We start from the raw sequence: 12,387 nt of genomic DNA, 5'->3' as shown, positions 1-12,387 counted from the left end.
CGTGCCCGGTCGCGGATTTTGACATGACCGGGCCCCATCAAGGAGGGCAAATCCTGACCACGCAACCAAATCAGCAAAAAACCCCCGATCGGAAATCCGACGGGGGTTTTCTTGCGTTGGGGAGAGGAGAAGAGAACGGACGTGGCGCTGGACAAAGTAAAGCTGCGTGGCTCGAACCTAAAACAAAAAAGAGAAAACCATTCCATGGCGCCAACGCTTTGGACGATTGGTGACCTTGCATACCTGGCCATTCTTGTGGATGCATAGCATCGGGTAAAAGGGGCATGCGAGGGAGCGTTGTCTCCTCAAGGTGAGCTGGGAGGCGGCACGTGGCAATCTATCCGTCAGAATACCCGGGCAGTCGGGCGGCCGTCGCGCCTTGGACATGTGGCAGGTGGCTCCGGACAGCTATTGAAGACGCGCGTTGATGCCGACTTTGCGACTGGCGCAGGACCCGTCTCTTCATGCGAAGACATCCGGGCTTGCCTGACATTGGCAGAAACGACTAGTTTGGCGGCCTGATGGGCGGGCCTTGAGATCGCAGGGCCGTAGATCTTTGAATGAACAAAGGACGCATAATGTACTTAGGGGTTCCTAAAGAGGTTTTCCCCGGGGAGGCCCGTGTGGCGTTGACCCCGGAGTCCGCAAAACAATTGCAAAAACTGGGCTATGATTGCCTCGTTCAAAGTGGCGCCGGCGCGGCTGCGGGTTTCTCGGACGCCGCCTATCGAGACGCGGGTGTTGAGCTGGTCGACACGGCGGAGAGCTTGTGGGCCAAAGCCGATATCATTGCCAAGGTTCGCCAGCCCGAGGATCAGGAACTCGGATACCTTGCCAAGGGCAAGACACTGATTTCCTTTTTCAATCCCGGCGACAATCAGGACGGACTCGACAAGGCGAAAGCGTCCGGCGCGAACGTCATCGCCATGGAAATGGTGCCGCGCATCTCACGCGCCCAGAAAATGGACGCACTCTCGTCGATGGCGAACATCGCCGGTTATCGGGCGGTCATTGAGGCCGGCAACAACTTCGGCCGTTTCTTCACCGGCCAGATCACGGCAGCGGGAAAGGTCCCGCCGGCGAAGGTTCTGGTCGTTGGCGCGGGCGTTGCCGGTCTTGCTGCCATCGGCACATCGACCTCATTGGGCGCCGTGACCTATGCCTTCGACGTGCGCCCGGAAGTGGCGGAACAGGTCGAATCCATGGGCGCGGAATTTGTCTATCTCGACTTCAAGGAAGAGCAGCAGGACGGGGCAGCGTCCGGTGGTTACGCCAGTGTGTCGTCGCCTGAATTCCGTGAAGCGCAGCTGGCGAAGTTTCGCGAGCTTGCTCCGGACATCGACATTGTAATCACCACGGCGCTGATCCCCAACCGCCCGGCTCCAAAGCTGTGGCTTGAAGACATGATCAAGGCCATGAAGCCCGGCTCGGTGATCGTCGATCTTGCGGCAGAGCGCGGTGGCAACGCGGAAGGCACCGTCGCCGATGAGAAGGTCGTGACTGAAAACGGCGTTACCATCATCGGCTATACGGATTTCCCGTCGCGTATGGCGGCTCAGTCCTCAACGCTTTATGCCACCAACATTCGCCACATGATGAGCGACCTGACACCGGAGAAGAACGGCCAGGTCGTGCATGACATGGAAGATGATGTCATCCGCGGTGCGACGGTTGCGTTTGAGGGAGAAATCACCTTCCCGCCGCCACCTCCCAAGGTGCAGGCGATCGCTGCCAAGCCGAAGGAAAAGCCCAAGGAACTAACGGCCGAGGAAAAGCGGGCGCAGGAGACTGCGGCATTCAAGGCGCAGACCAAGCAGCAGGTCACGCTGATTGCCGTCGGGGGTCTTCTGACGCTGCTGGTCGGCCTGGTTGCACCAGCCAGCTTCATGCAGCATTTCATCGTTTTCGTGCTGTCGGTCTTCGTCGGTTTCCAGGTCATCTGGGGTGTCAGTCATTCGCTGCACACGCCGCTCATGGCTGTGACGAACGCCATCTCCTCGATCATTATCCTGGGCGCCCTGATGCAGATCGGCTCCGGATCAATCCTGATCATTCTACTGGCGGGGCTTTCCGTCTTCATGGCCGGGATTAACATCTTCGGCGGTTTCCTTGTCACCCGGCGCATGCTCGCCATGTTCCAGAAATCTTAAGGAGGCCAGGAGATGGAATTCGGTTTCACGACCGCCGCTTATGTTGTCGCGGCTGTTCTGTTCATTCTTTCTTTGGGTGGCCTCTCGGGTCAGGAAAGCGCGAAACGTGCCGTTTGGTACGGCATTGTCGGCATGGGCCTCGCGGTGGTCGCGACGCTTATCGGACCGGGCTCAGGTCTCTGGCTTCTGTCGGTCATCCTGATCGCGGCCGGCGGGATCATCGGGTATTTCGTGGCGCAGCGCGTGCAGATGACCGAGATGCCGCAACTCGTTGCGGCGATGCATTCGCTGGTCGGTCTGGCAGCTGTTTTCGTGGGCTTCAACGCCTACCTTGAGCTAGGACGTGTCCTTGCGATGGGCGCCGAAGAGCGCGAGGCTTTGGACGGCTTTGCGGCGCTTCTCGCGCACAAGACATCTGTCGAGCAGGCCATTTTGAAGGTTGAGGTTTTCCTCGGTGTCTTCGTTGGCGCGGTGACCTTCACAGGTTCGGTTGTTGCCTTCGGCAAGCTTGCGGGCAAGCTGACCTCCAAGGCGACGAAGTTGCCGGGCGGTCATATGCTGAACGCAGGCGCTGCCGCGCTCAGTCTCGTTCTTCTGCTGCTGTTCCTGAACGGGGCCGGCATCTGGACGCTGATCCTCATGACCCTGCTTGCCTTCTTCATCGGCTACCATCTGATCATGGGCATCGGCGGCGCCGACATGCCGGTGGTGGTGTCGATGTTGAACTCCTATTCGGGCTGGGCAGCAGCGGCCATCGGCTTCTCGCTCGGCAACGATCTCCTGATCGTGGTCGGTGCGTTGGTTGGGTCCTCCGGCGCAATCCTCTCCTACATCATGTGTAAGGCGATGAACCGCTCGTTCATTTCCGTCATCTTGGGAGGTTTCGGCAACACGACTGGCCCTGCCATGGAAGTGGAAGGCGAGCAGATTGCCATCGATTCAGATGGCGTTTTCGCCGCGCTTGAAGATGCGGACAGTATCATCATTGTTCCGGGCTATGGCATGGCGGTGGCTCAGGCGCAGCAAAACGTCGCTGAACTCGCACGCCGTTTGAGAGCCAAGGGCAAGGAAGTTCGTTTCGCGATCCATCCCGTCGCCGGCCGGCTGCCGGGACACATGAATGTGCTGCTGGCGGAAGCAAAGGTCCCTTATGACATCGTTCTGGAAATGGACGAGATCAATGAGGACTTTGCCTCGACAGATGTTGTGATCGTCATCGGTTCCAACGACATCGTCAATCCGGCAGCCCAGGAAGATCCGAACTCGCCAATCGCGGGGATGCCGGTTCTGGAGGTCTGGAAGGCAAAGCAGGTCTTCGTGTCAAAGCGCGGCCAGGGCACCGGCTATTCGGGCATCGAAAATCCGCTGTTCTACAAGGAAAATACCCGCATGTACTACGGCGATGCAAAAGCCAGCCTGGACAAGTTGTTGGCCCTGTTTAGCTGACTGGGTCCCATGCCCTGACTTAGAAGTGTGTCGCCAAGGCCCCGCAAGGCCTTGGCGATTTTCTTTTTTGGCAGCAGCTATCCGAGTCCAGTCGAGGCCGGCACCTTTGCCGGGAAACTCGGCATCGAAAGATTATCTCTCTTGGATGCAGCAAGGAGCGGGCATCTTACCTCAGCCCCGCAACCGTTCCCTTCGATGCCCATCTCAGGAGGGAGATCAGGGCCAGGGGGATAAGCGTTGTGATCAGGACCGCGCAGAAGGCCATCGCCATGCCAAGCCCTGCAGATCCCTGATCGAATTGCTGCCAGATAAAGACCGCTATGGTCTGGAATCCGACCGGCGCGACAAGAAGCGAGGCAACCAGTTCCCGCGAGGCGACCGCAAACACAAGGATCATGGCGGTAACCATGCTGGGCAGAATGAGCGGAAAGACGATCCTGACAAAGGCCTTCAGAGGTCCGGAGCCGCAGACCCGCGCTGAAGCCTCCAGATTGTCTCCGAGCTGATGCAAGGACGCCGTGGCATAGCGAACCGGCTGCGGCAAGAGAATGCAGATATAGGCCAGCAGCAGGATGAACGGCGTATTATAGGGCGTTATCGGCAACCAGGGCTGGTTCCAGGCCAGAATGATACCAACAGCCACAACAACGCCCGGCAGTGAATTGGGCGTGATGGACAGGGCATCAAGCACAATCCGGAAGCGCCCGCGCCCCTTCACGACCGAATAGGCCGTGATCGCTCCGAGCAGTCCAGCCAGAAGCGCTGTTGTCGTGCCCAGAACCAACGAGTTGCCGAGTGCCACCAAACCTTCGCTGCCGGCTCCCAGAAGCTCGCTGAAATGGTCAAGCCCGAGATTGGAGGGCTTAAGGCCGCCGGATATCGTGCGGGACAACGCGGTCGCGAGAATGGCGAGGATCGGCAGGCCCGTTGCGAGGAACGCGACAAACGCGAACAGCAGGGAAACCGGCAAGGTCCAAACGCCGAGCTCCTTCTTGTCGAATGCCTGTGGCTTGCCGCCGACGATACGGTAATCGCGCCGTGTAAGCAGCCATCTCTGTAGCATGAAGGCGACAAGCGCCATGCTGACCAGAACGAGAGACAGGGTTGCTGAGCCAGGCAGGTCGATCGGCCATTCGGAAATGCGGTTCTCGATGCCGGTGACCAGCACTTCAAAGCCGATGCGCCGGCCCAGTGCGGCAGGCGTTCCATATTCCTCGATGGACATCGCAAAGACGAGCAAGAGGCTTGCGGCAAGGCCTGGCATGGAAAGAGGAAGGGTGATGCGCCAGAACGAGCGCCATTGCCCGGCGCCGAACACTCGCCCGACATCGGAATACCGTGCGCCAATGGTTTCAAACGTGCGTGAAAGAACGAAATAGACCACGGAGAAGGTGTTGAGGCCCATGATCAGCATGATCCCGGTCACCGAAAAAAGCAGCGGGGCCAGGTGAATGCCGGTCAACTGTTCCAGATAACCGCGTGGCTGCAGCGTCATGATCCACCCGAGCGCTGCGATATAGGGCGGTATCATGAAAGGGATAAGCAACAAAGCATCCCAAATCAGGGCACCTGGCACCCGAAACAGCGCTCTCAGGGCGGCGAGTGGCACAGCGAGGATAGCGGCGCAGACCATCGTTCCAACCCCGAGCAACAAGGTGTTGCCGGCAAGTCCGAAAAGGTCCGGATCGATAAGAGTCTTGAAAAACACCGAAAAGGGAGCGGCAAATGAGCCGCTCCCGAATTCAGGAAAAATCGCCTGAACGACGATAAACAGGCAGGGGATCGCGACGACAAGCAGCAAGCCGATGATGGCAATCCACTTGAGAGTGGCGCTGCCTTCAGCGCCTGTCGCCACGGCCCCTCTGGCCATTAGTTGAAGATTGCCTTGAAGCCGGCCAGAACGTCGTCACGTGCAGGCGCGCCTTCGTTGGACAGAAGCTTCAGATCACCGATCAGCGGACGATCCACCTTGATGTCCGTGCGCGACGGCATCAGGTTGACCTTTGCAACGGCCTGCTGGCCTTCTTCGGACAGAACGTAGTCGATGAACTTTTTCGCATCGTCCTGGTTCTGGGAAGACTTGAGGATCATGATCGGGCGTGGAGCCACGACAGTGCCGCTTTCCGGGAAAATGGCTTCGATGGTCTCGCCCTTGGCAGCTGCGCCCATGGTGATGTAGTCGACCCCAGCAAAGACAGCAGCCTTGGCGCCCTGCAGGACAGGGTTCAGAGCAGCTTTGTTGGCGCCGGCGACAATAGCGCCATTGTCCTTGAGGCCCTGCAGAACGTCGGTCATGTCATTGGCGATGAAGGCCTCAACCAGCGTGTAGGTGCCGCCGGAAGCTGCCGGATCCGGAAGGGTTACAAGGTCCTTGTACTCAGGCTTTGCAAGGTCGGACCAGTCAGCCGGCTTAGGCGTGCCCGATTCAGTGTTCCAAGCGATGATGAGACCGGCGACGCCCTGCGCAACAGCGCCTTCCATCTTCAGGAAGTCAGGCACTGTCTCTGCATTCGGGCTTTCATAGGCAAGCAGCAGATCCTTGGCTGCAAAATCGGTTGCCGTGCCCCAGGAAGCAGACACCACAACGTCAGCAACAGGGTTGGACGCTTCAGCTTCCAGGCGCGCCATGACCTTGCCGGTGGTGGCCTGGAACACGTTGGCCTTGATGCCGGTTTTCTCGGTGAAGCCAGCAGCCAGGTTCTTGATCAGGGCGCCGGGGCCAGCCGAATAGACGGTCACATCCGCATGAGCGGCTGTGGAGGCCAGAAGGCCGAGGGCAAGAGCGGCGAAAGAAAGGCGTTTCATAACAGTCTCCATTAAGTCGGTTGGTCGGAAATCGGGAACCAACGCAAGTCTTCGGGTGAAAAGGAAAGGTCGAGCATGTCGCCCGCTTTGACGGGGCTTGAGCTTGAAAGGCGGATCAGATGGGGTGTGCCGGTGACGCGCAGGGTGAGGGCCTGACCGGTGCTGCGGGTCTGCGCCCGCACGACTGTTGTCTTCAGCGTCGAGGGACCTGATGCACCGAGCCGCAGCGCCTTTTCAGGAAGCAGAACCTGCGCTTGCGCCCCCTCGAAGGCGCCCTCAGGCAGGACCAGACCAGTTCCCTCTATGGTCCAGCCGTCAGCCACCCGAGCGACTGGCATCAGGCAACCAAGGCGGAGAAAATCGGCGACCGCTGAAGTTGCGGGATGATTGACCAGGTCATGAGGTGAAGCGGTCTGCTCGATCCTGCCACCGCGCATCACGGCGACATGGTCGGACAGCGTCAGCGCTTCAGAATGATCATGAGTCACATAAACTGCGCTGAGGTTGAGCTCGGCGACCAGGTCCGCGATCTCTTCAACCATGGTTTCGCGCAATTCACGGTCGAGATTGGACAAAGGCTCATCAAACAGAACCAGCGGCGGTTCTGCGACAATCGCCCGCGCAATCGCCACGCGCTGCTGTTGACCGCCGGACAGGTCCGAGGGGCGGCGCTCCGCCATTGCGCCCAGACCGACCCGGTCCAGAGCCTTCGCGACCCGTTCCTTGCATTCGGCCGCGCCGACACGTTTCATTTGAAGTGGGAAGGCGACATTCCTGGCCACCGACATATGGGGCCACAAGGCGTAGTCCTGAAACACCATGCCAAGGCCGCGCTTTTCCGGAGGCAGTGCAATGCCGGCCTCTGGGACGGCCACCTTGCCGCCGGCAATCTCGATCTCTCCCGCATCGGGCAGAAGCAATCCGGAGATGAGGCGCAACAATGTGGTCTTGCCGCAGCCGGAGGGGCCGAGCAGTCCGAGCACTTGTCCGGGAGCCAGATCCACGCTGATGTCATTCAGCACGTTTTCAGCGCCGTAGCTCATGGAAACAGAGCGGATTGCCAAGGCATGACTTTGGGCAGGCGCTGAAGGGCTGGAAATCATAAAAAACGTGGCCTGAAAGGAGCTTATAAATAACCAAGCGATCTCTAAGGCAGCAATATAACAGTATTGTAACAGTCGCATGTCTTTCGGAGCCGGCCCTCCAGAGCGTCGGCCTCGCACTTGAATGGACCTTGATCGAGCGTTTGAGAAAAACCTTGCCGTGCGATGGCAAAGCAGCCTTTAAAGAAGCGCCCGTTGCCGTTCTTCAAAGCCAAGCCTGCCGGAAAGCCCATGACCTCAGCCGCCGCACAGCATTTCGATGATCGCGATGCCAGGAGCGCAAGACGAAAGCGTTTGGAGAGGCAGCTTCCAAACGCGGACATCTATGCCATCGGTGATGTTCACGGCTGCTCCGGACTTCAGAAGAAGATGGAGCAGCTGATCCTGGCGGAGAGCAGCGATGAGCCCCGCAACAAGCTGATCCTTTATCTTGGTGATCTGGTGGATCGCGGGCCGGACAGCAAAGCTGTGATCGACCATTGCCTGTCACCTCTGCCAGAGGGTTGCGAGCGGCTTAGCCTTTGCGGCAATCATGACCAGCTGTTTTTCGAGTTCCTCCTCGCGCCAAGTCTGAGCGCAGATTGGCTGGACTTCGGTGGACGAGAAACGCTCATGTCTTATGGCGTTGATCTCGATCAACTACTAGGCGGGCAAGCGAGCGACGAGGAGCTCGCGCGGGTGCTGACCGAGGCCATCCCGAGAGCGCATTTTCTGTTTCTTCAAGCACTGCCTGTCGCCCTGACCGTGCCGGAGGCCCATTTTGTCCATGCGGGCATGCGGATCGGCGTGTCCATGGAAGAGCAGGACGACCATGATCTGATGTGTATCCGTGAGGAGTTCTTGGTGGATAGGCCAGCATCTGACCGCTTGGTCGTTCATGGCCATAGCCCGGCGCCGACCCCTCGTGTGGGTCCGGCGCGCATCGGGATCGACACCAAGGCGGTGGGCGGCGGTCCGCTGACAGCGCTTCACCTGCGTGGAGAGATGACCCGCTTCCTGTCCGTCTCCTCTGGCTAGGCGCGGATCTTGAGGCGACATGCCTCGATTCATACGCCAAAGTCAGCGTATCAGGCTATAGAAATGAAAACCCGCCAGCTTAAAAGCTGGCGGGTTTCTGCTTAGGGGCTGCGTCCTTGGCAAGCGAGCCAAGATGCAAGCTGAAACCGCGCAAGTCTCAGTGTTGATTTAGGCTGCGGCGTAGTTACTCGGGAAGAGCGCCCGTGCGGCTTCCTCGTCGCGTTCAGTCTTGAACGCGATGTCCTTGGCAACGGTCCGTGCCCGCGCCGCGGCTGGCAGTGCATCGATGGATTTGAACCAGCGCTCCACGTCCGGATAAGCGGCAAGTCCACCTTCGCCCAGGGTGACCATGGCCTTGTCGACCCAACCCCAGGCGGCCATGTCGACAATTGTCAGGCTGTCGCCGACGATGAAGTCGCGGCCCTTAAGGCGCTCGTTCAGGACCGAATAGTGGCGCTCGGTTTCGCGCAGATAGCGGTTCTGGGCATAGGGCAGCTGTTCGGGCGCTGCGTGGCGAAAGTGAACCGACTGGCCGGAATAAGGGCCAAGGCCTGATGCGATGAACATCAGCCAGGACAGGAGGTCACCGCGATCGGAAGCTTCACCGAGGTACTTGCCTGTTTTTTCCGCGAGATAGAGCAGAATGGCGTTGGAATCGAAGACAAGGGTGCCGTCATCGTCGATCGCCGGAAGTTTGCCGTTCGGGTTCACCTTCCGAAATTCAGGCGCGTGCTGCTCGCCCTTGAGCGTGTCGACCGGGACAATTTCGAACGGCAGGCCTGCTTCTTCCAGGAAGAGCGCGACCTTGGACGAGTTGGGAGTCGGGTGGTAGTAGAATTTCAACATGATTGGATCCGTTTTTCCGAGGTTGGTTTAGGCGCCCAGCTTGTCTTCGGTGCGAAGATCGAAGTCAGAGGCGTCATGACGTTCGTGAAGTTGATCTGAAAGCGGGCCCCAGGTCCGGTTGACCTTTCGGCCGCGCTGGACGGCTGGACGTTCCAAAATCTCGTGTGTCCAGCGCTGCAGGTTCTTGTAGCTTTCGACTTGGAGGAATTCGCCGGCCTCATAGGCCTGACCGAGCGCAAGAGTGCCGTACCAGGGCCAGGTTGCCATGTCGGCGATGCTGTATTCGTCACCGCCAAGGAAGGTGTTTTCGGCCAGGTGCCGGTCCAGCACATCCATCTGCCGCTTGACCTCCATGGTGAAGCGATCGATGGGATATTCGAATTTCGCGGGGGCGTAGTGATAGAAATGCCCGAAACCACCACCGAGGTAGGGGGCCGATCCCTGGAGCCAGAACAGCCAGTTCATGGCTTCTGTGCGCGCCGCTTTGTCTTCAGGTAGAAAGCGGCCGAACTTGTCGGCGAGGTAGAGCAGGATCGCACCTGATTCAAACACGCGGCTGCCTGTCTCGGTATCGAAGAGCGCGGGGATCTTCGAGTTCGGATTGACGTCGACAAAGCCGCTCGAAAACTGATCGCCTTCGCCGATCTTGATCAGGTGCGCGTCATACTCGGCGCCTGCCTCGCCCAGAGCGAGCAGCTCTTCAAGCAGGATGGTCACCTTCTGGCCGTTGGGCGTTCCAAGAGAATAAAGCTGCAAGGGGTGCTTGCCGCGGGGCAGTTCCTTCTCGTGGGACGCACCTGCAATCGGGCGATTGATCTTGGACCACTCGCCGCCATTGGCCGCGTCCCAGGTCCAGACCTTTGGTGGCACGTAGGTATTCGCTTCAGACATGTCGCTGATCTTTCTCGTGTCAGGGTGAACCGGAAAGGTCCGGTCAGCCGATAGGGTGATGCTTCAGGGAGAGAGGCCGCGCTGGAAAAAGGTCAGTGCGGCAAGTGAGGTCGGTCAGGTTTGTTTTTTCCGCAGGGTCTCGAGGTCATGAGCGATGTCTTCGCTCAAGGCTGTGATCTGCGATTGGGGTGCTCCCATATGGAGCTCAAAGCGAAGCGCTGTGACATTGGCCTGATACCGCTGGGCAAGACGCTCCTCATCAAGGTCTGAAGGAATTTCACCAGCCGCCTTTGCGCGAGCGAATACGGAGGCAAATTCCTTGCGCATCTCTGCCATGTAAGTGCGAGACGCCTCGGCAATGGCCGGCTCGGTTGAGCGGGTATCGACCATCGTTTTCATAAGCATGCAGGCCTGCCGAGCCGCATGATCAGGCGAAAGTCTCGCATAGGAACGGATATGCTCGATCAAGCCGGTCAGTGGTGTCGCTGCCTGCTCGATCTGCTCGCGAAACTTCTGACGTGCGGTCTCGAAGTAACGCTCCAAGGTCAGAAGGTAGAGCGCTTCCTTGCTGGAAAAAGCAGCATAGATGCTGCCCGGCTTCATGTTGAGCGTCGTTTCAAGGTCCTTGAGGGAAGTCGCATGATAGCCCTTGCCCCAAAACAGGGACATTGCCGCATCCAATGCGGCATCACGATTGTAGGGGGCTGCGCGTTTCATGTCAGTTGAGCCTCAATGGTGCCCGAGCGTCTCGCTTAATCACATCAAAGTTTGAGTGATTGCTCAAGACGACATTTCATTCAGTTGTTCAAGAATCCGTGTGTAGTTGTCGACGCCCTGGGCACCTGTGACGAGGTGCTGGCGATCAAACACCACGGCAGGAACGCCGCGCACGCCCTGTTGAAGCCAGAAGTGCTCTACGCTGCGGACCTCATCGGCGAACCTCTGATCTTCAAGAATCGCCAAAGCTTCCGACTTGTCGAGCCCAATTCCGGCGGCTTCCTCCGCGAGGATATTGTTGTCCGAGAGGTCGCGTCGATGAGTGAAATGCGCCTCGAAAAGCGCCAATTTCAGGTCATGCATTCTGCCCTGCTGTTCAGCCCAATGGAGGAGTTGGTGGACATTGAAGGTGTTGTGCATGCGCATGTCGTCGGCAAAGCTGAACTCGAACCCGAGTCCTTTGCCGACCTCGGTCATCTGCCGGCGGCTTGCCTCTGATTGCTCGGGCGTCGAGCCATATTTCTCGATGATGTGTTCGCGCATATTCTGGCCGTCGGCCGGCATCTCCGGATTGAGCTCGAAAGGATGCCAATGAATTTCATGGGCGGTGCCGGTGGCTTCCAACGCATGCGCCAGTTGGAGATAGCCGATGATGCACCAGGGACACATCACGTCCGAGGCAATGTCGATACGCAGGGGAGCATTTGGTTTGGTCATGATGTCTCCAGAGCATTGGAAAAGAGGTGGTGGCCCGGCACAGGGCCGGGCCAGTCCATCTCCTCAGGCAGCAGCATCCCATTCGAATTTCTGGAACGGCTTGTCGATCGGCGTTTGCGCCAGGTGATTGGTGTAGTTGGACATGATCTTCTGTGAGTAGCCCAGGACGACCTCAAGGATATTGCGCTTCGTGAAGCCCGCATCCAGGAAGGCTTGTACCGCTTTATCATCGACGTTGCCGCGATCACGAACCAGTTTCAGGGTGAACTCACGAAGAGCTTCCAATCGTGCATTCGGAAGCGGCGTCTGGTCGCGCAGAGCGTTGGTGATGGCGTCATCGACACCCATGCTCTTGGCAATGCCGGTGTGGGCGGGAACGCAATAGTGGCATTCGTTTTCAACATTCACCGTTTGCCAGACAACCGTCAGCTCATCGTTGTTGAAGCTTGAATTGGCGAACAGTTCGTGGACCTGCTGATAGGCCTCCAGAAGGCCTGGAGCTTCGGCCATAACGGCATGAAGGCCGGGGATCATGCCATAGGCGGCTTGCGATTTCGCAAGCAGCGGCTTGCTGTCTTCGGGCGCAGTGCTTTCATCGTGCAGGGTAAAATCGGTCATAGGTTGTCCTCGATCGTTCGATGTCGTGCCCCTGTTGGACACCTGCCAGATATTGGTGCTTTGAGTGATTGCTCAAG

At 58.6% G+C, this 12,387-nt stretch carries 12 protein-coding genes; 4 read left to right on the top strand and 8 right to left on the bottom strand.

Annotated features, from left to right (window positions below; genetic code table 11):
* The 3 genes from IG617_RS21495 to IG617_RS20665 form a co-directional block, all read left to right on the top strand.
* A partial coding sequence (locus tag IG617_RS21495) for a hypothetical protein (RefSeq protein ID WP_209008640.1) occupies positions 1 to 233 on the top strand: 233 nt, incomplete at its 5' end.
* A gap of 345 nt (positions 234 to 578) precedes the next feature.
* The gene (locus IG617_RS20670) at positions 579 to 2,150 is read left to right on the top strand and encodes a Re/Si-specific NAD(P)(+) transhydrogenase subunit alpha (RefSeq protein WP_192111093.1); all 1,572 of its coding nucleotides are present in this window, start codon (positions 579 to 581) and stop codon (positions 2,148 to 2,150) included.
* Positions 2,151 to 2,162: 12 nt separating this feature from the next.
* The gene (locus IG617_RS20665; RefSeq protein WP_192111092.1) at positions 2,163 to 3,596 is read left to right on the top strand and encodes an NAD(P)(+) transhydrogenase (Re/Si-specific) subunit beta; all 1,434 of its coding nucleotides are present in this window, start codon (positions 2,163 to 2,165) and stop codon (positions 3,594 to 3,596) included.
* Positions 3,597 to 3,762: 166 nt separating this feature from the next.
* Here IG617_RS20665 and IG617_RS20660 read toward each other — a convergent pair whose 3' ends face one another.
* The 3 genes from IG617_RS20660 to IG617_RS20650 are packed head-to-tail and all read right to left on the bottom strand — an operon-like array spanning position 3,763 to position 7,504.
* On the bottom strand, positions 3,763 to 5,451 hold the full coding sequence (locus IG617_RS20660; RefSeq protein ID WP_338110048.1) for an ABC transporter permease: 1,689 nt from the start codon (positions 5,449 to 5,451) through the stop codon (positions 3,763 to 3,765).
* Between the two features lie 14 nt (positions 5,452 to 5,465).
* Positions 5,466 to 6,401, bottom strand: coding sequence for an ABC transporter substrate-binding protein (locus IG617_RS20655; RefSeq protein ID WP_254170640.1), 936 nt, complete (start codon positions 6,399 to 6,401; stop codon positions 5,466 to 5,468).
* Positions 6,402 to 6,412: 11 nt separating this feature from the next.
* Entirely contained in the window at positions 6,413 to 7,504 is a 1,092-nt protein-coding gene (locus IG617_RS20650; protein ID WP_192111089.1) for an ABC transporter ATP-binding protein, read from the bottom strand.
* Between the two features lie 231 nt (positions 7,505 to 7,735).
* Between IG617_RS20650 and IG617_RS20645 the strand changes: the two genes are divergently transcribed.
* Positions 7,736 to 8,521 carry a metallophosphoesterase gene (locus tag IG617_RS20645; protein WP_192111088.1) on the top strand — a complete coding sequence of 262 codons (786 nt, stop codon included), beginning with the start codon at positions 7,736 to 7,738 and terminating at the stop codon, positions 8,519 to 8,521.
* Between the two features lie 168 nt (positions 8,522 to 8,689).
* Here IG617_RS20645 and IG617_RS20640 read toward each other — a convergent pair whose 3' ends face one another.
* The 5 genes from IG617_RS20640 to IG617_RS20620 all read right to left on the bottom strand — a co-directional run bounded on the left by IG617_RS20640 (position 8,690) and on the right by IG617_RS20620 (position 12,310).
* Positions 8,690 to 9,367 carry a glutathione S-transferase family protein gene (locus IG617_RS20640; protein WP_192111087.1) on the bottom strand — a complete coding sequence of 226 codons (678 nt, stop codon included), beginning with the start codon at positions 9,365 to 9,367 and terminating at the stop codon, positions 8,690 to 8,692.
* Positions 9,368 to 9,394: 27 nt separating this feature from the next.
* Positions 9,395 to 10,258, bottom strand: coding sequence for a glutathione-dependent disulfide-bond oxidoreductase (gene yghU, locus IG617_RS20635; RefSeq protein WP_192111086.1), 864 nt, complete (start codon positions 10,256 to 10,258; stop codon positions 9,395 to 9,397).
* 114 nt (positions 10,259 to 10,372) lie between these two features.
* On the bottom strand, positions 10,373 to 10,975 hold the full coding sequence (locus IG617_RS20630) for a TetR/AcrR family transcriptional regulator (protein ID WP_192111085.1): 603 nt from the start codon (positions 10,973 to 10,975) through the stop codon (positions 10,373 to 10,375).
* A 63-nt stretch (positions 10,976 to 11,038) separates the two neighbouring features.
* Complete coding sequence (locus IG617_RS20625; RefSeq protein WP_192111084.1) at positions 11,039 to 11,692, bottom strand: DsbA family oxidoreductase; 654 nt, start codon at positions 11,690 to 11,692, stop codon at positions 11,039 to 11,041.
* Positions 11,693 to 11,755: 63 nt separating this feature from the next.
* Positions 11,756 to 12,310 (bottom strand): carboxymuconolactone decarboxylase family protein, encoded by a 555-nt coding sequence (locus IG617_RS20620; protein ID WP_192111083.1) that lies wholly within the window; start codon positions 12,308 to 12,310, stop codon positions 11,756 to 11,758.
* Between the last annotated feature and the right edge of the window lie 77 nt (positions 12,311 to 12,387).

Origin of the sequence: Roseibium polysiphoniae, from assembly GCF_014842925.1 — a bacterium.
Classification (GTDB): domain Bacteria; phylum Pseudomonadota; class Alphaproteobacteria; order Rhizobiales; family Stappiaceae; genus Roseibium; species Roseibium polysiphoniae.
The sequence above is the reverse complement of the archived record's forward strand: the minus strand, read 5'-3'. Positions and strand labels throughout refer to the sequence as shown.

Coding starts and splice junctions, on each gene's coding strand:
- IG617_RS20670 (WP_192111093.1), top strand. CDS start 579: ATGTACTTAGGGGTTCCTAAAGAGGTTTTCCCCGGGGAGGCCCGTGTG.
- IG617_RS20665 (WP_192111092.1), top strand. CDS start 2,163: ATGGAATTCGGTTTCACGACCGCCGCTTATGTTGTCGCGGCTGTTCTG.
- IG617_RS20655 (WP_254170640.1), bottom strand. CDS start 6,401: ATGAAACGCCTTTCTTTCGCCGCTCTTGCCCTCGGCCTTCTGGCCTCC.
- IG617_RS20650 (WP_192111089.1), bottom strand. CDS start 7,504: ATGATTTCCAGCCCTTCAGCGCCTGCCCAAAGTCATGCCTTGGCAATC.
- IG617_RS20645 (WP_192111088.1), top strand. CDS start 7,736: ATGACCTCAGCCGCCGCACAGCATTTCGATGATCGCGATGCCAGGAGC.
- IG617_RS20640 (WP_192111087.1), bottom strand. CDS start 9,367: ATGTTGAAATTCTACTACCACCCGACTCCCAACTCGTCCAAGGTCGCG.
- yghU (WP_192111086.1), bottom strand. CDS start 10,258: ATGTCTGAAGCGAATACCTACGTGCCACCAAAGGTCTGGACCTGGGAC.
- IG617_RS20630 (WP_192111085.1), bottom strand. CDS start 10,975: ATGAAACGCGCAGCCCCCTACAATCGTGATGCCGCATTGGATGCGGCA.
- IG617_RS20625 (WP_192111084.1), bottom strand. CDS start 11,692: ATGACCAAACCAAATGCTCCCCTGCGTATCGACATTGCCTCGGACGTG.
- IG617_RS20620 (WP_192111083.1), bottom strand. CDS start 12,310: ATGACCGATTTTACCCTGCACGATGAAAGCACTGCGCCCGAAGACAGC.